Genomic DNA, 19,938 nt, shown 5'->3' with positions numbered 1-19,938 from the left:
ATTCAACTTCTTACCAAGAAAGAACCAAATACAAATATATGGATCAAACCTTCTAACCAACCCAGTGGTCTTGGGCAAATCCTACAGCTATTTTGGCTAGTAGTGTCACAAAAGCGCCCAATATTAAATATCCTCGACGAGGATGGTGAGATAGCAGCACACCAATTGCTATGTTCAAAGGCACAATACCGTAGGCGAGACGGCTCAAGGAAATAGTGCCTCCAGAGGCCAACAGTAAACCAATACCACAAAAGCCATAAACAACTGTAACTGGGGTCAGTTGCGTGTGTAAGCGCCACAACACATAGCCACCACCTAAGACCATGAACAAGTTGAGGAAGTTATTGATCCACTGTTCGCTTGCCAGAATCAACAAAAATAAGACTAAACCATAAAACCCATAAAATAATTTTACAGAACTAAAACGTTGACGGAAATGCCATAAAAGATAGCCACTGGCAACAATCACGCCAAATAACAAGAGATACCAGGGGTCTTGAATTGCACCAGAGGAGTTTTGAACCCAGCCAAATTGCCAATTTTTACTGCCAACGGCAATTTGCATGAACATATTTAACCAACCCTGCCAATCAAACCCTAGAGTTGGTCGCCATCCCCGCTGTGCTTCGATAAAAGCTAAAGGGTCGCCAAAATAAATCGCACAATACAAACTGAATAGAAGTATGCCAATAGCAGTAGTCAAAGCAGCTATATAGGCAATGGGTGGTCGGCGTTCTTTCCAGGCTGCGATCGCCAATGCTGGAATTAGTGCCATACCTGTAGGACGTGTTGCTGTCGCCATCGCTCCCCAAAGGGCAGTCCAGCCATACTGCTTTTGATCGAACGCCCGCAAAGTCGCCGTACTCAAAAACAAATACAGCCCCTCTGTGTAAATCACTCCCGTAAACATCGAAGCTGGATACAAAGAAAGCACAGCAGTTACCCAATGGGCTGTATTGATGCCATGATGCTCCTTGACCCAAAAGTACAAAGAGTAAAGCGCTGCAAAAAATGCCAAGTTGTTGACTAAGGTGCCTGCCAATTCAAACGGTAAGCCCAACTTCATCAAAACCCAGATGCTTAAGGGAAATAGGGGGAAGAAGGCCAGATTATGTTGCTTGCCGTCATTGACAAATTCGTAGCCAGAAGTTGCGATCGCACGGTAATGTATACTATCCCAGGCATCAAAAACTCCCCAGCTAAAACTAGGCAACAATTCCTCTGTTGCTAACGGTAGCTTTGGCGCAACCAGCAACATAGCTGTCCAAATAAATATTCGGCTGACAAGCCATATTGCTGCTGGAAATAGGAAATCATTTTTCCATAAAACTTTTTTTATAGCTATCTGAACTTTGGCCATAAGGTTGAGTGCTTCAACAAACTCCTTTGTGCATCTTTTTACCTATGGCTGTAGCACAGCAGTTTATGAGTAATCTTTTGCATATTAAATCCTCCACCAACACAATTAACAAACTGGACAGATTACCAATTAATTGAAATTATTTCCTATTTAGTTACTTTTGCCAATTTTCTCGGAATTTATCTTTAAAATATAGTATTTATAAATACAATTTTTGTCTAGTTACAGCAGTTACCGCTGGGGGAAAGATACTGAAAGAAAAAATTAATCACTCAGGAGCGTACAGCTTGCTGTGTGTCCCTACCGCTGTACCTCATTCAAATAAGAATCCCTTTTAGTACTTTTAAGTAGAACGGCTTCATTAAATTAAAGCTCGTAGTAAGCGGCTTTAGTCCTTGAGAATCTTACATAGAGAGAAAAATTGCTCACTATGAACAAAAATTTTATCTTACATTTAATTATGTCTACCTACTTATTCGCTAACAGTCTATCGAGTTGAAATTAACGGATTGGAACTGGTGCAGGGACACGGGCACGGGGAAACTTCTTTGCTTTCTTGCATCAGTGTATCGATTATTGTGATTGCTGTGATTAAAGAGTCCCCAGCAATTTATAGTGAGAGTTGTCTGTAAATCCTTAAGCAATTGTGAAAGCGATTACTCTCGTTGGTTCCACTGGTTCTATTGGTACTCAGACTTTAGATATTGTCACTCAGTACCCAGATCAGTTTCGGATTGTGGGATTGGCAGCTGGGAGCAATGTCGAAATGTTAGCTGCTCAAATTCGGCAGTTTCGACCGGAAATAGCAGCCATTTGCTCAGAAGCTAAATTACCAGCGCTCAAAGAAGCTATCATTGACCTCGATCCTAAACCGATTCTACTGGCAGGTGATGCCGGAGTGATAGAAGTTGCCCGTTACGGCGATTCCCAAACCGTTGTCACTGGGATCGTTGGTTGTGCTGGTTTGCTACCCACGATCGCAGCTATCGAAGCTGGTAAAGATATTGCCTTAGCAAACAAAGAAACTCTGATTGCTGGGGCCCCTGTGGTTCTACCCCTAGTCGAAAAACACGGTGTAAAATTACTCCCAGCCGATTCCGAACATTCTGCAATCTTTCAATGTCTCCAAGGTGTGCCAAAACAAGGCTTGCGGAAAATTTTGCTGACTGCATCTGGTGGGGCTTTCCGGGACTGGGATGTAGAAAAGTTAGCAGATGTAACTGTTGCTGACGCCTTGAAGCATCCTAATTGGTCGATGGGACGGAAAATCACAATAGACTCTGCTACTTTGATGAATAAAGGACTGGAAGTAATTGAAGCTCACTTCCTGTTTGGCTTGGATTATGACGATATCGAAATTGTAATTCATCCCCAGAGCATTATTCACTCACTGATTGAATTGCAAGATACTTCAGTTTTAGCCCAACTCGGTTGGCCGGATATGCGCCTACCCTTACTCTATGCTCTATCTTGGCCCGATCGCATCTACACCAACTGGAAACGACTAGATTTAGTCAAAGCTGGAAATTTAACCTTCCGCGAACCAGATCACCAGAAGTATCCTTGTATGCAGTTGGCTTATGCTGTGGGTAAAGCTGGTGGTTCGATGCCAGCTGTGTTAAACGCTGCAAATGAGCAAGCTGTGGCTTTATTTTTAGATGAAAAAATTCGGTTTTTAGATATTCCTCGGTGTATCGAATGGGTGTGCGATCGCCATCAAAATGATAACCGTGCAAATCCCTCTTTAGATGACATTTTGACAGCAGATAAATGGGCAAGACAAGAAGTTTTAACAGCGACTGAAAAGTTAGAAACTCACTCGCAGATAATTTCTCTGCGATAAAAACCTTCACTCAGATACCCAAAAGGCAGGTTTTCTGGCTTTTGACCAATTCCTATTTAGCCTTCAGCATTAGGCTGAAGGCTAAAAGTCAAATATCACACTTCCCCAATATCAAAAATGCGTAGCCGTAAGGCTTGTCGTTAGACATCGCTTTGGGACTTTGGATATACTGAAAATAAAAAGAACTAGCCAGGACAAATTGAATGCATGACAAATCGTGAAGAATTGATCCAGGAACTCGAACAAGCTCCTGATGATATAGTCCAGTCAGTACTAGATTTTGTTCGTAGGGTAAAAGCAACACCCAAAACTCATCCTCTCGCAAAATTTGCAGGTATTTTAAGTGATGTCGAAGCCCAAGAATTAAAACGGGCGATCGCAGCAGAATGTCGGCAGGTGGATGTGAAAAAGTGGTGAGATTGCCTTAGATAGCTCTGTGGCGGTGCGTTTTTTGAATGGGGACACAGCGATCGTTTCACGGTTGCTAGCATTACCAGAGGTAGTTCTGCCTTCAGACATCACACTCATGATTGATAATTATTTTTAGTATTAACACCCACTTAACTTACGCAACTTGTAACGGTTTTGTAGGAAGTATTCTTGGTTCTGGTAGTGGTTTGTTTTCTTCTTTCAACATTTCAATAAAAGTCTCAATTACTTCCTGACCATTTTTGGCTGCTTCTTCATAAGTCCTACCATGCGTATGAAATTGTTGCCAGGGGAACTCAGGCAAGTGTACTAAAAAAAGTCTATCTTCCTCCGACCATTGAATTACCATACTGTAGTGATAGTTCATTCTTCTGGCTCCTGTTTTTCTTCGGTTTCCGTGTTTTCCATTTCTTGGAGTTTTTTCAGCACCCGTTGGATGTTTTTTTCTAAATATAACGGAGCATCATCACCGTCTTTACCCGGTATGGTTAGGGGTTCTTCGGGTAACAACGGATGCTTCTAATATGTGTGACTTCCTTTACCTCTTCCTGGTTGAAGAATATAGCCGACTTTTGACACCATCGCTTTCAACTCTCTTACTTTTTTCGGCATTACCCCTTACAGCCAACTCCTGATTTATAAGTCAGACGCGATCGCATTATCGCATTTTCCCCAAAATCCCAAATAAACGCAACATACACACAGCGGCTTGTAGTCAGACATCGCACTTCCACAAACCATAATAAATGCGAACTGACAAGTCAGTGCTTCGCTATCGCACTTCCTCAATACCACAAAGGCGATCGCAATCTATTCCATCAACAATAAATGCGTAGCCGTAAGGCTTGTCGTTAGACATCGGACTCCCTCCCAAAATACTAAAATGCGAACTGACAAGTCAGCGCTTCGCTATCGCACTTTCTCTTCAACGCCAATAAATGCGTAGCCGTAAGGCTTGTCGTTAGACATCGCACTTTCCCATCAACCTTAATAAATGCGATCGCGTCTATGCACTTCATCCCAAGGTCAAAGTCCGTGTAGCATAGCAAAGGTAAATATTTTTGGTATATACTATAAATACGCTTTGAGTGGGACGACAACAAAGCCAAATCAAATTTTTTGAAACACGGTATTCAATTCGAGGAAGCTGTAACAGTTTTTGCCGACCCTTATCTTCTGTTTACGGAAGACTCTATTCATTCTCAGAGAGAAGAAAGAGAATGGGCGATTGGTGAAATAGAAGATGGGTCAATTGTTGTAGTTGTTTTTACCATGCGAGGTGAGGGAATAAGGATAATTAGTGCAAGAAAAGCTACAAAAAAGGAGTGTCAACAATATGAGTCAGGAATCTGAGTTTCCTTTTGAGAGAGCAAGACGAGTTACACCAGAAGAAAACCAAATATTCAGAGATACGATCGCAGATCAGTTTGGGATTATACCGAGAAAGCGTGGACGACCTGCTAAGGGTGAAGAGGAAAAGTATGAGCCGGTTTCTATCAGATTTCATCCTAAAATCATAGCCTGGGCGAAAGAAGAGGCAGAAAAGCGAGGGGTAGGCTATCAAACGGTTATCAATGAAGCACTATTGGAGAAAATAGGCTGATAGTAGGACTTAAGCTATCTTAAAAACCTAAATAAATCTGAAATTTAGCGGCAGATCAAGCAATCTGTTGATTCTGTTGCGGTAAGTCAAAAACCTAAGTATAAAGTGAAAGTTTTTTGACTTCTTCGAGTTGATACAGTAATTATCTTACTAGTTGCCGAATAGATTTTTTTAGCAACTATTAGGACTCCTGTCTGATTTTTGAACAAAATTTCAAATGCAACCCTGAGACAAAAGCCTTTTCAGTCTCAGTATGTTTTCAAAAATCAAATCGGAGTCCTAATCTAACTCTTGTATCTTGTGATTATTGATACAAAAATTTTAAAAAAGTATTTCTAGTAATTCTGCCAAATTGCCAAATAAGTTGCCTTTTACCCGAATAATTGGCCCATTTTCAGCTAATATGGCATTGGCACAGTTAGACAAAAATCTTAGCTTTAGTATCTATTCCAAATTAGGTCTAATAGCTTTAGCAATAGTAATTTTGACTTCAGATAAAAATTTACCCTTTCTAAATAAAGACCTTCTTAGACAAGGGTAATTATTAAGGAATTAATATATATGATTATTACGTTGATTATAGCTTGGATAATCTTCATAATATTATGGAAATTGCTGAAAGCAACCGTGAGCACTGCATTAACTCTTGCGGCAATCCTTGTTTTATTAAATATTAGTTTTGGCATTACTCCACAAGATATTTGGCATTACGTAACGCAGTTTGCTCAAAATCTATCGCAGATCCAAACTGGAAAGTAACAATCTATACTTCACTTTTACTAATAAAAGGTGAAGTATAAAACATGAAATGACAACCTTTCTTGGTCAATCATTATTTAATGCTGAAATCTTGGCTAAGGCATCCTTAAAACTCGGCGGCAACTGACGCATAATCTTGCCTCTTTCGCGATCTAAAGCCACTAATGTCACCTTAGCCGTGACGTATAATTCTTGTCCATCAGTTGAGACAATGGCATAATCCCAATTGATTCGCACACCTGTCACCTCAGCCATGCGGGTTTTTACCATCACTGCCATACCCAATTGAATTGAACGGTGATAGCGCACCGACAGTTCTACAACTGGTAAATCGCAGCCTATAGCAACTAAATCAGCAAATTCAATCCCTATAGATCGCAAACATTCAATCCGCGCTTCTTCCATCCAAGCTATATAGGAACCGTGCCAGACAAGACCGGCATAGTCTGTGTGGTGGGGTTGCACTCTGACAGGATATTCAAACCAATTCCCAAACTCGTGACTAGATGGATTGTCAAGAGCACTGGTTGGTGGTAGTTTTGGTTGGCTAGGTTTTTCTTCTGACATCTTCAATTTTCTCAGTACCTATAAATTTTCCAAATTATTGAATAGCATAAAAATTAATTGCGTTGCCGGACTTCTTGATTTAATATTTACCTTCCGAGCATAGGGAGTGTTTTGTTATGCAGCCTAATCTCCGGTATGTGAGTGTTGTTACTTTATCTCTACTTAGCTTACTAGGTTTTGGGATGGTATATCCAGACAGTAACCAGGTAAACACAAATGCAAAGTTCAGATACGACTCTGGAGAAAAAGCTCAAGCTTTACCCAAGAATAATCAACTCTCAGAAATTGCAAAGCTTAACGAAGAAGCGATCAATGAATCTCGGCAAGGTGAATCGCAAGAAGCGTTACAGAGATTACAAAAAGCATTAGCCATCAGCAGAGACCTTGGAGAGCGCTCTTGGGAAGCGGTAACATTCAACAACATCGGCAGAATCTACCAAAGTCAAAAAAAGTATCCTGAAGCACTTCAATCCTATCAGCAAGCTTTATTAATTAACAAAGAACTTGGGGACCTGGTTCGACTTGGCAAAACCTACAGTAACATCGGTTACTTATTCGATATCCAAAACAAACCAGAGTTAGCAATTTTTTTCTACAAGCATTGCTTGATTAATCGTGAGAAAGCTCGCTTGAATCCATCAGCGCTGAGTGCGCCACAACCAGAAGCTTACAGCATAACTGTTAGCCAGACATATCGTATTTTGGGTGAACGATTGCTGAAACAGGAACGTGTTGCTGAAGCACAAAGGACAATGGATTTACTCAAAGTTGAAGAACTAGAGGAATATCTCCAGAATGTGTCAGGTAATCAACGTACTGTCAAAGGTATTAATATAGCGGCAACAGAAAAACCAATTAAACAAAAGTTGGATCAAAGTGTGGATAATGCTGTTGTGCTGGGTAAAGAACTGACAACACTACGTAAAATTTCCCCTAAAGAGCGATCGCTCGAACAGAAACAACGGATCGAGCAACTAGTCTTAAATCAACAGCAACTTTTAGATGGATTTAACGAATTTATCAATAGTCCTTCAGTGAAAGCACAGGTAGAGCAAATTAGCCGTACAGCTAGGCGGCAAAATTTGGACTTGGAGAATCTCAACGAACTTCGGGATAATTTGGCGCTATTACCGCAAAAATCAGCACTACTCTACCCACTGATTTTAAAAGATAGTTTGGAATTAGTCTTGGTAACTCCTGAATCCCCACCAATTCATCGCACCGTTGCTGTAAAGCGCGAAAACCTCTATCAAACAATTGATGCTTTCCGCCAAGCTTTAATCAATCCCAGTCGAAATATCAAAGCACCTGCACGCCAATTATATGACTGGCTAATTAAACCGATAGAAAAAGACTTGAAGCTATCAGATACGCAAACTCTGATTTACGCTCCAGACGATCGGTTACGCTACATTCCGTTAACTGCTTTATATGATGGCAAACAATGGTTAGTGCAGCGCTTCAATGTGAATCACATTACATCGGCTAGCCTGACCAACTTAAACACCCCAAAACAATCTACTTTGCGGGTTTTAGCGGGTGCTTTTACTAAAGGTAATTATCAAATCAAAATTGGTAATCGACAGTTTGCTTTTGCTGGCTTACCCTTTGCAACGCGGGAGGTGGAAAATCTAGCAGCTACGGTTCCTGAAACTACGAAGCTTTTAGACGATGCCTTTACCCCTAGAGTCGCTGTACCCCAAATGGATGATTATACAATTGTCCATTTAGCGACTCATGCAGCCTTTGTGGTGGGGAAACCAGAAGATTCGTTTATTTTATTCGGGAATGGCGATCGCGTTAATTTTAGAAATGTCGCCACTTGGTCACTCCCAAATGTAGATTTGGTAGTGTTGAGCGCCTGTGAAACCGGCTTGGGAGGCAAGTTAGGTAACGGTGAGGAAATTTTGGGCTTTGGCTATCAGATGCAACAAACCGGCGCTAGAGCCGCGATCGCCTCTTTATGGTCTGTAGATGATGGTGGTACGCAAGCACTAATGAGTGCTTTTTATAGTATTCTTTCTACTGAGAAGCTGACTAAAACTGAAGCTTTACGCCAAGCTCAAGTCTCATTAATTACTGGAAACTGGAAGGAAATAAGTCATAATGCACCCGTAGCAGCAGTTAATGACTTTAGTCATCCGTACTATTGGGCACCCTTTATTTTAATTGGCAATGGACTTTAGATATTCGCGCAGTGTCTCGTAGAGAAGTTATCGCGTTTTGATGAAATTATGGCAAAAGAGGAGTGCTCAACTAACTAACCTCTGACGTTGCTAGGTTTTAACACCTTCTAGCTAGAGGCTGAAAATCAAGATCGTTAAATTTTGGCAGATACAAAAAAATATGCGATGGGCTAGCCATAGCCAATCACTTCATGATAATGGAGAAATAGGTAAGAGCGATCGCTAACTAAACCACTATTACTGATTAACAGTTACCGATAATCAATTTCTAATTTGCTATCAATCTCTGAAACCTTAATACTTCTTGGCAAGAGTTTTAGAGCCTGTATCACTTTGCATAGATTGCTTGACAAGATCGGCCAGTTCATCTAGCTGGCTAATTGCCTCCGCACCCTCTAGCTTCATTAATTCGCGGTCATCCCGCATTTCCGTCCAAGTAATGCCGTAATCGGACACTAAAAATCGAATCAGATGGTTATCACCCAAGCTAACCATAAACGATGCACTATTCATTTGGTCGCCACAGGTATAGCAGGATGCAGGATAACCACGCCGCTCTAATACAATTGCCAAGGCTTGCAGGTTCATTACCAAATCTTGGACGAATTGTCGATGTTGATGTGCTAGTCTCAGAAACACTTTTGTCCTCCAGACACCACAGTAATTTGAGTTTCTTTTATATTTTCTTTAGATTTTCTCACCCATTGGTATTGTAAACTATTCATTACAATTACCAGACAGATGATATTGAGTCGTTAATTGACTACCTTGTTTAGGGTAGCGGATCGGGGTTTTGAAAGCCGTATCAAACTATTCAGTTTGCAAATTCAAAATTTCGGACAGAATTGCTAAATTTAACTATATCTTTATACACCTCTGTCAGAGTAGATTCTTGGAGTAAGCGATCCGCTTTAAGAGTAACTTAAATTTAGCACTAGTCAACTACAGAAAAGCTACATATTTGGTTTATATTGGCTATGTGCAGTCAAATACACTGTTATTAAAGGCCATAATGTAGTTTTTCATCGTTATAGTCTCTCTTGCTTAAATTTTTAATCTGTTCTTTTTCTAACGTAGATTTTGGTATGGAGAAATGATTAGTTATACCAAATTCGTTCCTCCTATATATGTAAAGTTAAGAAGATGACAGTGCAAATTATAGATCAAGTAGTTGCGAGAGAATAAACGCAACACTTTATACAAAGCCAACGTAATTATTAGACAAGTCTCAGTGTAGAATCCACAATGGGAAAACTTAACACTGACAATACCTAAACCCAGCAGAACAATGTTGCCATTTAGGCAATATTTCCAGGTATTTTCGGATTATTTTTAAAAAGGTGTACGACCCAAAGCACGGTAATTGATAAGAATTATTATCTTAGTTTGGTTTTGCCAAATTTAATGTATATATAATATATTTCAATTATCTATCCAAAGAGAGTAATTATTTTTTATTAATTCGTAATTAGTCATAACGCTCTATACGAGAGGCTGCGCCTAGTTTGCTTCCTATAGGGGTACGCAAACTCGCTACCCTTGAGCTAACGTAATTCGTAATGATTGGCGAAACGGTCGCGCGTAATTGTCTTTCTTAGTGGTATTGAATTAGTTGGATATCTAGATATCCAACTAATTCAATTATGAATTAAGAATTAATAGACTACTTGCCACCAACCGAAAGCTGGGCCGATAAAACGGATTGTTGCCCATCCTACAACCATAAGACCAATGCCTATCCAAGCACCACGAGTAGTCCAAGTGACAAATTGTTCGCCTTGAGTTTTTGTGATTGGAACCCAAGACAAGATGCGAGTCTCTTGACCGTATGTTTCCCCTAGTGTGGTTTTGGTTGAGTCGATGGGGGATATTATTCCCCGCACCTCTCAGTTAGATCCGTGCGTACCCGTTTCCGTGTACACGGCTCCCGATGTTCTCAGCTTGCGCTTTTGCTCATGTGTTTGTAATCGTGACAACTCTCATGAATTGCTTCTAGATTATTTTTCTTCCAGTTGGCGTGATTTCCGTCGATGTGGTGCAGGTGAACCTTTTCCTCATCGATGAATTTCAGACCACAGAAAGCACATCTATGGTTTTGCTTCTTAAGGGCTTTAGAGGTTTCTCCGTCATAGAGCTTACTGTTACGTTTGCTCCAATAGGCTATATCTCCGTCATAAGGTGATTTAGTTCCAATGACCGAAATGTGTTTGTTTTCGGAGTAGGAGACTTTTGGAAACGCTTTATCTATCAGTTTTTTGCTAGAGTAGCGTGTCTGTTTTGCTTCCTTGTTGAATACCGTGTAAGCTCTGTGACTCATGAACCAAAGTGATAACTTTGACCCTTCCATCTTGCAGAACTTATGGTAATTTCTCCAGCCTCTAACTACCGGAGCTAATTTCTCAGCCTTTGTGGTAGCACCATAGTTCGAGTTGTTGACGATGTGTTTTACTTTCTTGCGGAACTCTTTGAAGTTATCCACTGAGGGATTACATCTAAACTTTCCGTTTTTCTGGACTTTGAAGTGCCAGCCGAGGAAGTCAAACCCATCTGTCGCGGCGGTAATTTTGGTTTTCTTTTGGCTTACATTCATTCCGCGTTTGCGGAGAAACTCGCTGATTCTTTCAAGTATCTCTGTCGCATCATCTTCGGGTCGAAGTATAATAACCATGTCATCTGCGTATCGGACTGATGGCTCGGTAATATCACTGGCTGAGGTTTTGTCAGTGATTCTCTGTCCTTGATTCTCGTGGTATCTGTGTATACTCTCAATCCCGTTGAGCGCGATGTTAGCTAGTAGTGGGCTGACCACTCCCCCTTGAGGTGTTCTCTGTTCGGGGAATTCTGGGTTGACTCCAGCCTTGAGGCATCGGAATATTCCGAGTTTTAAGCCTTTGGGAGCAATGAGTTCATCCATTATTGCTGAGTGATTAATCCTATCGAAGCACTTTTCAATATCGAGTTCAATTACTCGCTTATTTATTCCGTTAGCTTTGGAGTTAAGGTTTAGGAAGATGTACTTTTGTGCATTATGGGCGGAGCGCCCAGTTCTGAACCCATAACTCCTGACGTGGAAAGTGGCTTCGTGTGCTGGTTCAAGTGCATATTTTGCGAGGCATTGCCAAGCTCTATCCGCGATGGTGGGTATCTTAAGTATTCCGGTAGTCCCGTCCTTCTTAGGGATGGGGATTTCCCGTAATCCTTGATGCTTCCAATTTCTACTATTCATTTTCAGTAATTCTTCAAGGTTGAAGCGTTCTTCAAATGAGAGCGATTTTTTCCCATCAATACCAGCCGTCTTTTTCCCAGCATAAAGCTTAGATACTTGTCTTATTGCAAGAAATCGAGCCGAGGTTGATTTTAGAATAAGCTTTTGGAGAAACCGCGCTTTTCGCTTGTCTCCAACAAGAACCGCTTTAAATACGCGCTTTTGAAGGCGGAAAAGATTTCGGCGGAATTTCTTCCACGGTAAAGCTCTCCAAGATTCACTAGTTTTGCAACTGTGTCTAATCATTTTCTCTTCTCTAGTTTGTATTTTCTGAACACCTCAGTCCAATTACGGACTGTCCTACCCTAACTGTGAGGATTCCTCCGCTCGTCTGGTCTACCTGAGATTCGACTGTCTCAAGACCCACAATTAGTTTTTATTCGTTCCCTCGGAGAGATTGATGAGCCACTGCGTTGCGGTGAGGCAGTCCGGTCTTCTCCCAAAGGGAGAGGCTAGCGCCAAGGGGGTTTCCCCCATGAGGAACTGCCGAACCCGAAGCGGGGTTCCCCCCGTTGTAGCATGTGGCGTTGTTCCGTTAGATGTAGCCAATTCAACTACTGGATTCCCTAGACTCTTGCCGATACTCGACGTATGCTCGGCGGGAATGAACTCCAGTGAGGTCAGGGGTTTGCGTTGCGCCCTGCCTGCGAAATAAGTCGTTTTTCTAGGCTCTGTTTCATCATAGGAACTCCCTGTTAGCGCCAGTGTCAACCCGCAACGGTCGTCTGATTGCGCCCTGTTCCCAGCTTCACTCTACAAGAACCGAGCTTGTTCGGTGTGGGCAGATAAGGAGTCAATTCTGAGTCTGAATGGCAAGGCTTGCACTTGCATCTGACCGAGAGTTCAGCCCTTAATGACAGTAATCTGCTGTCAGACTGGTTTAGTTGTTATGTACGGACTGATTACCGTGATTCACTAAACAACGAATCGCACACGACGCTTTGCTTCACCCATAATCAGCAACTCAAATTCTACTTAGGTTCTAAATTTATTTTGCCAGGAATCATGGCTATAAAGAGGTGATGAATCGCATTACCTTCATAAAATGTAAATTGGGTGACAAATTACTTTAGGCAGAATTTTCCTCATCGGTATTGGAAAACAGGCTGGGATCGAGATAGTTAATGCGTGCCAAAGGACTTAAAGCTGCGAGAATTTGAGCGCCGTAGCTGCGGTTAACAACACGACTATCAAGTAAAGCCACAATCCCTTGACTTTCTCGTATTGGAGCGATCGCCCGTTGTAATTCATTTAAAGCTGTTGGCAACAAGTATAAACGGAACCAATCTTGATGCGATCGCTTATAAAGAGCTACCCTACCAGCTACCAGGGGATTTTCCAAAGATGGTAGGGGCAAAGTCGCAATGATTAATAGATGGGGTGCTGGCAAGACTCGTTGATGTTCTCGCCAAAATTCCCAACCGCTAATCAAAATACCATTTTCATCTAAACAAGTTTTTTCTACTTGCACCCGCGAACCAAACTCTGAGGCTAGAATTGCCGCAACTTGAGCCTTAAGTGGTACATCCCCCACTAAGACAACAGTTAACCCTGGTGCTGTCGCACTTAGACAAACTAGTGTGCGGACTTTGTGAATAAAGGCCGCTTGAAATTCTGGCGTGTTGGGTAGAGGCAACTTATAGGGTACATACAGTTGAATTGCTTCTGCTTGACTTTCCGAAGAGAACTTCAGGCAAGTTAAATCGTCCAAACCCAAGCGCTGGCGAAAAAGGGGAGCCTCAGTTTCCGGTTCGATAGCGCTGCCAATTAAAACTACTGGTTGTCGCTGCCAAATCGGCGAGAGTATTTCCCCTAATTCCATTGGGGCGTAGTGCAAAGAAAATAAACCTTGCCGATGGGCAATAGTCGCCCAGAAGAGAGGAGGGGAAGTAGGGGGGGAAAGATTTTCATCAAGGGTTTGGAATTGTTGCCAAAAATTTTTCCACTTATCTGGGAGGTTTGCTCGATCTAAAGCCAAATACAGGCGATTTAAAATTTCTATTTCTGGCTGGGAAATTAGATAGCACTGATATGGATTAGCAGGATGCTGAAAAAGTTCGTGTGTTAATTGTATCCGTGCTTCACGAATTGCCTCAGCTTGGTTGGGACAAGCCAGCATGAGTTGATCCCAATCATCGGGTTGAATATCTTGGGTAAGTTGATGACGTACCCAATCTTCGAGATCGTCTACCCCATCAATAATTGTGGGGATGCCTTGGGGAAAACGTGAGCCACCAGTCAATTGTCCTTTTAACCAAGCTTTTGGGGAAGTCAACAGTAGTCCTTGGAACTCAGCATCAGGCCAAGCATCACCTGTCCTAATCGATTTATTGGTTGGTAGCCATTGCTGTAGACGGGGAATTTCCACCCGCAGCAGAAGTTGCTGCACTGTTTCTTGAGCAACAATAATTACAGGGCCATGCCACATTAGGGCTGATGCCACGAAACTAGTACGATACCGCCCTTGATAGCCACTAACTGCCCCTACTTGAATTAGGGCGCTACGTCCCAGGCGCAAGGCGCGTGCTACCAACCGTGCCATCGTCAAATGATGGGGCCAGGAAGGGAACCCCGCTTGCGATCGCAAAAAGTTATGTAGTGATAAATGAACTTCTGCCTCAATCACACGCTTTCAATTCCATACAAAGTGATTTTTACTTCCAATTGCCCCATTTCTATTATCTTGTTATTTGTCATTTGTCATTTGTCCTTTGTCCTTTGTCCTTTGTCCTTTGTCCTTTGTCCTTTGCTAATGACCAATGACCAATGACTAATGACCAATCACCCAATACTCTAAATTATGCCAACTTACACAGGAATTTCCAGCGAAGCCTTTAGGCATCCACTAGATCGCCAAGCCGAGCAAGCTTTACGAAATTTGCCAGGATTTGATTTAATTGCTCGTAAATTTGTGGAATTTATCTACGAACGCCCTCAATTAGTCTATCTAATGGGTAACAGCATCCAAGTCGGGCCGCGTCAATATTCCACTATTTACCAGATGTTTCGGGAATGCGTCCGAGATTTGGACATTTACCCAGAACCAACACTGTTTGTCTCGCAAAATCCCCAAGCAAATAGCTATGCACTGGGGCAAGAGAATCCTTACATAGTCATAAATACAGGGATACTAGACTTACTAGACGAAGCCGAGATGAGGACGGTGCTAGCCCATGAACTGGGGCATATTAAATGTGGTCATACTATTTTAATTCAAATGGCGATGTGGGCGATGAGTGCTGCTTCTGCTTTGGGAGAATTGACCTTTGGCATCGGTAATATTGTCACACAAGGCTTGATTTACGCCTTTTTTGAGTGGCGGCGCAAAGCTGAGTTATCGTCAGATCGCGCTGCACTACTAGTAATGGATGACTTGAATCCTGTGATGTCAACGATGATGAAACTCTCTGGCGGTAGTAACAAATATGCCAATGAATGTAGTTTACAAGAGTTTATCAAGCAGTCAGAAAATTATCAGGCACTGGATGAGGATGGACTGAATCAGATATATAAATTCTTGATCTACAATGGCGCTCAGGGTATGATGTTGAGCCATCCTTTTCCTGTTGAACGCTTACATTACTTACGGGCGTGGGCAGTATCCGAAGAATATCAGCAAATTCGCCGAGGAAATTATCAGCGATCGCCTGCTTCTGGATCGGTAAATGTTGCAGCAGAATCTTCCGCAAATGAAACAGAAATTTTACGCCGTCAAATTGAAGAATTACAACGAGAAATCGACAGAATGAAAAGGTCTGAGTAGTTTTGAGTACTAAATAAAGATTAGTAGGGTGGAATAGTGCCTACTAAATCGTTGCATTTGAATCCCCGATTTCTTCGAGAAGTCGGGGATCTGCGTTAACGTACATCTCTCTATGGGAAATTAAAATACTTAAGAGTTGAACCAAATAATTACTCCAGTTCCCAATACACAAATAATTCCCGCCAAGCCAGCTAGGGGTTTTTTATTTTTACCTGTAAACCAGTCAGAGACAATACCAGTGTAAGTAATTAGTTCTGCTGTATCTATGGTAGCGATCGCCCATACCCATCCCGCATGCAATCCCCAAGCTAAACCCAAATTACCGCTAGAGGTAAAGCGTGCTAATACCAGCACCATTCCCATCAGCCATAATCCAGGAAGTTGGGGTGCAGTTTCGCGTTGCTCCCAAACTAGGTGTAACAAGGCAAAAATCAAGCTAGAAATTGCTGCTGCTACCCAAACGGGGTAATCCTGCGCTAATTCTGTGAACAGGAAACCGCGAAAAACTAACTCTTCTATCCCACCGACTAACAACGCTATCAAGAAAATCGGTAGCAAGATGGGTAGTAGTAACTTGAAATTCGACTTTTCAAAAGAACACCAACCTAACCCGAATTGCCCACTAAATACAATAGCTAGACTCAGCACTCCCAAACCAAAACCTAGTGCTAAAAAACCAAGAGTTGAAAGATTGCCAATAAAGCCATAATCTGAAAAAGATTTATTAGTCAACCAAGCAACTCCCCAGAGGATCGGGGGAGCTAATAGGTAAAGTGACAACAATAAAGGCATCTTTTGCTCTGGCTGTAAAGGTTTAGGAGGTTGCCAATTAAGCAATATTGCTGATACTGTTGCTACTGGCAACCAGCAAACTATCCAGAAGACAAAAAATGCCGTCACTATAACTAGTGGCGGTGCATTTTCTATAGACGCCAGTAAGACGTTGACTGAAGACTCAAAGAAAGTTATCAAAATAAACAAAAAAAACACGATAGACTTCTTGCATTATAGATTTCTTGCTGATTAATCAAGACTCTACTAAATTTGGTGAATTCTGCAAGGGGTCTAATCGTATTTTTTATCTGGCTACCAATTTGCTGTCGGGGTAAGGACAGGTTATCATCAACTGAAACTTATCCCTACCATCAGCAAATTTACTCTTCGTCTTCCAAATCTTCGTCTGATTCGTCAGAATCTATATCTTGTGAGGTTAGTTTTTTATCGCTTTCACCTAATTGAATTAGGTGAATATGTTTGTATCCCAGCCTAATTTCAAACTCATCTCCAGCCTTCAAGCCCATTGCTTTGGTATATGTAGCACCAATTACAATTTGACCATTTTGATGGACACTAACCCGATATGTCGGTTCACGACCACGACCATCTTTAGGTGCTTCTGGACTTAGAGGAATTCCTCTAGCAGATAGCAAAGCGTCATAAAAATCCGTGAGATTGACACGAACTTGATTATTCTTAGTAACAGTGTAATAGCCGCACTGTTTAGCTCTTTCTCGGCGTGGTAATGTGGAAAGTTCTTTTACTTTAGCAAGTAGTGCTTTTCCAGTTAATGGCGCGGTTGCAGTTTCAGTCATTATGCTCAAATTTTCCTTACTCTCTCCAAACTGATAAACTATGTAGTCTTATGCCAGCATTTAATTTTTTAGCATTTGCATAGAGCTACTGAAGACCTAGTGTAACGGGTGAATTCCTGCCGATAGGAGCCAAAAGCACTTCTATATATGGTTGTCCACAACCAACTAGAGGCCATAGTTGCCACAGACATTAATTTTGGCGATCTTACGGCACTTTTAACCATTATTCGCCATCAGAAAGAAAACTATTTTCTCCTTTGGCGCTACTGTAGCGGTGTAACTTTCAGCCACCTTTACAAATCGGGTTAGGTTCTACTGCAAATAAGTCGTAGACCCAAAAAATTGCAGGTTTTTCACTTTCAGTGCTTGCCTTTCTTGGCAATGAGCAAGTAGAGTTTTCTCTACTCGTCCTCTCAAGCTTAGGACAGCATAGTATTTCAATAGAGTCCTACGGGCATACACCCTTTTGTCCTACCAGTAGAGACGCGAATTTTCTTGTCTCTACATTACGAATAAACAAAGCAGTAGTAACCGCGCTGATACGGCTATTGATTCTGGTTTTGCTACTTCGTAATTTTATATTAAATACTAGCATGGACTAATAATAGCAAAATAGTTGTTTAATTTTGAATTAAAGTTGCTGGTAAATTTTTATTTAAATTTCTGGACTTGAAAGTTGAAAAAAGCAGTGACGATTTTCTTAACCCTTTATTGCAAGCGTGAGCATTGCTATCTGGCTTTTATAAAAATTTATATAATTGAGACGAGCAGTTTTGACCAATGAGTTCAATCCCATATTTTCTTGATTGAGAGCAAGCCAAAAAGCGAAAAGTCTCTCACCTCCGGGTTTCGCGGTGTTCTAACTTTTCTTTGAAAGTGGTGGGGATTTTTCTTCGGTTTATTATCTTCAGGTCAAAAGCAGTCAGAGGATTTTACACGTCTGTCTATGGGAAGAACAAATCTCTTAACATCTGCCTAGTGCTTGATTGCCACTACTATATATTAAACATGGGCTTTTACACTTCTATATAATCAAAAAATTCCGTCAAGTGGTAGCGAAGGTGGAATTTTACTGTCAGGACTGCTTGACTCAAGTTGACATCAAGACATGTTGCTAACTTCACATACATTTCATTTGGATAGGATCGCTAGGTCAAAGATCAACTTAAGTTACTTTTTAAGCAAACCCTCTTTCCTTTACATTCCCAAACAGGGAAATTTAATGTAAAGCTGCAATTACATTTTTGGCGTTTAACTCAGAATTTGACGAAAATCTTGCCTACAACGCTACTACAAGTAAAATTTGAATGGTTATCCTTAAACTAGAATCAGTCGCTCTTGAATCGTCAGCCTATTAACACCAGAGTTTGAATTCGGGGTGAAAAAGTATAACTCACTTTTGGCAACTACCGCTTTGACTCATGATTGTTGAGGCTGGTGAAGTAATTTTAAAATTTTGGTTAGTAGTTATGGAAGTTATTTTTAAGGTCATTCGACAGCAACAAAATTCCTCCCCTGTTGTGCAAACCTACCTTGTGGAAGCCGAACTAGGTAATACAATCTTGGATTGCCTCAATCAAATTAAGTGGGAGCAAGATGGAACTTTGGCATTTCGCAAAAATTGCCGCAATACTATTTGTGGTAGCTGTGCTATGCGAATTAATGGGCGTTCGGCTTTAGCTTGTAAAGAAAATGTTGGGAGTGAACTTGTCAGATTACAACAAATACCATCATCCCAAAGTAAAGTAAATGCTATTGCTGAAATCACGATCGCGCCTCTTGGCAATATGCCCGTGATTAAAGATTTGGTTGTAGATATGAGCAGCTTTTGGAATAATCTAGAGGCAGTTGCACCTTATGTGAGTACAGCAGCACGACAAGTACCAGAAAGAGAATTTTTGCAAACACCACAAGAGCGATCGCGTCTCGATCAAACTGGTAACTGTATTATGTGCGGTGCTTGTTACTCTGAATGCAACGCTCGTGAAGTTAATCCAGACTTTGTTGGCCCCCATGCCCTTGCCAAAGCTTACCGGATGGTAGCAGACTCCCGCGATAGCAATACCGAAAATCGTTTAGCAAGCTATAACGAAGGCACTAAAGGCGTATGGGGTTGCACCCGTTGTTTATACTGCGATTCTGTTTGTCCAATGGAAGTTGCACCATTAGAACAAATCACCAAAGTTAAACAAGAAATTCTCACCTATAAACAAGCCAGCGATAGTCGCTCAATTCGTCACCGAAAAGTCTTGGTAGATTTGGTTAAAGAAGGTGGTTGGATTGATGAACGTCAATTTGGTTTACAAGTAGTCGGTAATTATTTTCAGGATTTAAAAGGATTACTCAGTCTTGCACCCCTCGGTTTGCGGATGATCCTCCGAGGTAAGTTTCCCCTATCATTTGAAGCTTCTGAGGGGACAGAACAAGTGCGATCGCTCATTGAATCTGTGCAACAAGTAGAAGGGAATAGGGACTAGAGATTGGGTATTAGGGAATAGGGAATAGGGGCTAGGGATTGGGTATTAGGTTATGAAGTATTAAGTATTGGGATTGAAAGAATTGTTTCTCAGT

Annotated in this window: 19 protein-coding genes; 9 read left to right on the top strand and 10 right to left on the bottom strand. The window is 41.5% G+C overall.

What is annotated here, in order from left to right; genetic code table 11:
- Positions 1 to 52 precede the first annotated feature (52 nt).
- The gene (locus V7K44_RS05925) at positions 53 to 1,360 is read right to left on the bottom strand and encodes a mannosyltransferase family protein (protein WP_334929541.1); all 1,308 of its coding nucleotides are present in this window, start codon (positions 1,358 to 1,360) and stop codon (positions 53 to 55) included.
- A 646-nt stretch (positions 1,361 to 2,006) separates the two neighbouring features.
- Here V7K44_RS05925 and dxr point away from each other — a divergent pair.
- Both dxr and V7K44_RS05915 read left to right on the top strand, forming a co-directional pair.
- Complete coding sequence (dxr, locus tag V7K44_RS05920) at positions 2,007 to 3,203, top strand: 1-deoxy-D-xylulose-5-phosphate reductoisomerase (protein ID WP_334929539.1); 1,197 nt, start codon at positions 2,007 to 2,009, stop codon at positions 3,201 to 3,203.
- 207 nt (positions 3,204 to 3,410) lie between these two features.
- Complete coding sequence (locus tag V7K44_RS05915; RefSeq protein ID WP_334929537.1) at positions 3,411 to 3,620, top strand: hypothetical protein; 210 nt, start codon at positions 3,411 to 3,413, stop codon at positions 3,618 to 3,620.
- A 148-nt stretch (positions 3,621 to 3,768) separates the two neighbouring features.
- On the opposite strand, the gene V7K44_RS05910 is transcribed toward V7K44_RS05915, so the two are convergent.
- Together V7K44_RS05910 and V7K44_RS05905 are read right to left on the bottom strand one after the other, a co-directional pair.
- Entirely contained in the window at positions 3,769 to 3,999 is a 231-nt protein-coding gene (locus tag V7K44_RS05910; protein ID WP_334929535.1) for a type II toxin-antitoxin system HicB family antitoxin, read from the bottom strand.
- Complete coding sequence (locus V7K44_RS05905) at positions 3,996 to 4,142, bottom strand: hypothetical protein (protein ID WP_334929533.1); 147 nt, start codon at positions 4,140 to 4,142, stop codon at positions 3,996 to 3,998. The genes V7K44_RS05910 and V7K44_RS05905 overlap by 4 nt, the downstream gene beginning before the upstream one ends.
- A gap of 567 nt (positions 4,143 to 4,709) precedes the next feature.
- On the opposite strand from V7K44_RS05905, the gene V7K44_RS05900 reads away from it, so the two are divergent.
- From V7K44_RS05900 to V7K44_RS05890, 3 genes are all read left to right on the top strand, one after another.
- Positions 4,710 to 4,985: a BrnT family toxin gene (locus tag V7K44_RS05900; RefSeq protein WP_334929626.1), complete on the top strand. Its 276-nt coding sequence runs from the start codon at positions 4,710 to 4,712 to the stop codon at positions 4,983 to 4,985.
- Positions 4,969 to 5,235, top strand: a complete 267-nt coding sequence (locus V7K44_RS05895; protein WP_334929531.1) for a BrnA antitoxin family protein — start codon at positions 4,969 to 4,971, stop codon at positions 5,233 to 5,235. Before V7K44_RS05900 ends, V7K44_RS05895 begins: the two co-directional genes overlap by 17 nt.
- Positions 5,236 to 5,796: 561 nt before the next feature.
- On the top strand, positions 5,797 to 5,994 hold the full coding sequence (locus V7K44_RS05890; RefSeq protein ID WP_251956093.1) for a hypothetical protein: 198 nt from the start codon (positions 5,797 to 5,799) through the stop codon (positions 5,992 to 5,994).
- 66 nt (positions 5,995 to 6,060) lie between these two features.
- On the opposite strand, the gene V7K44_RS05885 is transcribed toward V7K44_RS05890, so the two are convergent.
- Positions 6,061 to 6,561: an acyl-CoA thioesterase gene (locus V7K44_RS05885; protein WP_334929528.1), complete on the bottom strand. Its 501-nt coding sequence runs from the start codon at positions 6,559 to 6,561 to the stop codon at positions 6,061 to 6,063.
- 116 nt (positions 6,562 to 6,677) lie between these two features.
- Between V7K44_RS05885 and V7K44_RS05880 the strand changes: the two genes are divergently transcribed.
- Positions 6,678 to 8,747, top strand: a complete 2,070-nt coding sequence (locus V7K44_RS05880) for a CHAT domain-containing protein (RefSeq protein WP_334929526.1) — start codon at positions 6,678 to 6,680, stop codon at positions 8,745 to 8,747.
- A 294-nt stretch (positions 8,748 to 9,041) separates the two neighbouring features.
- On the opposite strand, the gene V7K44_RS05875 is transcribed toward V7K44_RS05880, so the two are convergent.
- From V7K44_RS05875 to V7K44_RS05860, 4 genes are all read right to left on the bottom strand, one after another.
- Entirely contained in the window at positions 9,042 to 9,386 is a 345-nt protein-coding gene (locus tag V7K44_RS05875) for a DUF1815 family protein (protein WP_094350113.1), read from the bottom strand.
- A gap of 1,016 nt (positions 9,387 to 10,402) precedes the next feature.
- Positions 10,403 to 10,630, bottom strand: a complete 228-nt coding sequence (locus V7K44_RS05870) for a DUF2839 domain-containing protein (RefSeq protein ID WP_334929524.1) — start codon at positions 10,628 to 10,630, stop codon at positions 10,403 to 10,405.
- A 53-nt stretch (positions 10,631 to 10,683) separates the two neighbouring features.
- Positions 10,684 to 12,258, bottom strand: a complete 1,575-nt coding sequence (locus V7K44_RS05865) for a group II intron reverse transcriptase/maturase (protein ID WP_334929522.1) — start codon at positions 12,256 to 12,258, stop codon at positions 10,684 to 10,686.
- A gap of 823 nt (positions 12,259 to 13,081) precedes the next feature.
- Positions 13,082 to 14,638: an ATP-dependent DNA helicase gene (locus tag V7K44_RS05860; RefSeq protein WP_334929520.1), complete on the bottom strand. Its 1,557-nt coding sequence runs from the start codon at positions 14,636 to 14,638 to the stop codon at positions 13,082 to 13,084.
- A 174-nt stretch (positions 14,639 to 14,812) separates the two neighbouring features.
- Here V7K44_RS05860 and V7K44_RS05855 point away from each other — a divergent pair, with 174 nt between their 5' ends.
- Positions 14,813 to 15,775 carry a M48 family metallopeptidase gene (locus V7K44_RS05855; protein WP_334929518.1) on the top strand — a complete coding sequence of 321 codons (963 nt, stop codon included), beginning with the start codon at positions 14,813 to 14,815 and terminating at the stop codon, positions 15,773 to 15,775.
- A gap of 129 nt (positions 15,776 to 15,904) precedes the next feature.
- On the opposite strand, the gene V7K44_RS05850 is transcribed toward V7K44_RS05855, so the two are convergent.
- Positions 15,905 to 16,765, bottom strand: coding sequence for a CPBP family intramembrane glutamic endopeptidase (locus tag V7K44_RS05850; protein WP_334929516.1), 861 nt, complete (start codon positions 16,763 to 16,765; stop codon positions 15,905 to 15,907).
- A 164-nt stretch (positions 16,766 to 16,929) separates the two neighbouring features.
- Entirely contained in the window at positions 16,930 to 17,367 is a 438-nt protein-coding gene (locus V7K44_RS05845; protein ID WP_094350106.1) for an AbrB family transcriptional regulator, read from the bottom strand.
- 147 nt (positions 17,368 to 17,514) lie between these two features.
- Between V7K44_RS05845 and V7K44_RS05840 the strand changes: the two genes are divergently transcribed.
- Both V7K44_RS05840 and V7K44_RS05835 read left to right on the top strand, forming a co-directional pair.
- Positions 17,515 to 17,676, top strand: coding sequence for a hypothetical protein (locus V7K44_RS05840; protein WP_334929514.1), 162 nt, complete (start codon positions 17,515 to 17,517; stop codon positions 17,674 to 17,676).
- A gap of 1,160 nt (positions 17,677 to 18,836) precedes the next feature.
- Positions 18,837 to 19,844: a succinate dehydrogenase/fumarate reductase iron-sulfur subunit gene (locus V7K44_RS05835; protein ID WP_334929624.1), complete on the top strand. Its 1,008-nt coding sequence runs from the start codon at positions 18,837 to 18,839 to the stop codon at positions 19,842 to 19,844.
- Positions 19,845 to 19,938 lie beyond the last annotated feature (94 nt).

The sequence above is a fragment of the Nostoc sp. genome (genome assembly GCF_036917235.1).
Lineage (GTDB): Bacteria > Cyanobacteriota > Cyanobacteriia > Cyanobacteriales > Nostocaceae > Nostoc.
Note: the sequence above shows the minus strand (reverse complement) of the source record. Positions and strands in the feature narration are given on the sequence as shown.

Excerpts from the sequence above, each read along its gene's own strand:
- V7K44_RS05845 (WP_094350106.1), bottom strand. The coding sequence starts at position 17,367 with ATGACTGAAACTGCAACCGCGCCATTAACTGGAAAAGCACTACTTGCT.
- V7K44_RS05915 (WP_334929537.1), top strand. The coding sequence starts at position 3,411 with ATGACAAATCGTGAAGAATTGATCCAGGAACTCGAACAAGCTCCTGAT.
- V7K44_RS05880 (WP_334929526.1), top strand. The coding sequence starts at position 6,678 with ATGCAGCCTAATCTCCGGTATGTGAGTGTTGTTACTTTATCTCTACTT.
- V7K44_RS05910 (WP_334929535.1), bottom strand. The coding sequence starts at position 3,999 with ATGAACTATCACTACAGTATGGTAATTCAATGGTCGGAGGAAGATAGA.
- V7K44_RS05895 (WP_334929531.1), top strand. The coding sequence starts at position 4,969 with ATGAGTCAGGAATCTGAGTTTCCTTTTGAGAGAGCAAGACGAGTTACA.
- V7K44_RS05840 (WP_334929514.1), top strand. The coding sequence starts at position 17,515 with ATGGTTGTCCACAACCAACTAGAGGCCATAGTTGCCACAGACATTAAT.
- V7K44_RS05865 (WP_334929522.1), bottom strand. The coding sequence starts at position 12,258 with ATGATTAGACACAGTTGCAAAACTAGTGAATCTTGGAGAGCTTTACCG.
- V7K44_RS05855 (WP_334929518.1), top strand. The coding sequence starts at position 14,813 with ATGCCAACTTACACAGGAATTTCCAGCGAAGCCTTTAGGCATCCACTA.
- V7K44_RS05835 (WP_334929624.1), top strand. The coding sequence starts at position 18,837 with ATGGAAGTTATTTTTAAGGTCATTCGACAGCAACAAAATTCCTCCCCT.
- V7K44_RS05925 (WP_334929541.1), bottom strand. The coding sequence starts at position 1,360 with ATGGCCAAAGTTCAGATAGCTATAAAAAAAGTTTTATGGAAAAATGAT.
- V7K44_RS05885 (WP_334929528.1), bottom strand. The coding sequence starts at position 6,561 with ATGTCAGAAGAAAAACCTAGCCAACCAAAACTACCACCAACCAGTGCT.
- V7K44_RS05890 (WP_251956093.1), top strand. The coding sequence starts at position 5,797 with ATGATTATTACGTTGATTATAGCTTGGATAATCTTCATAATATTATGG.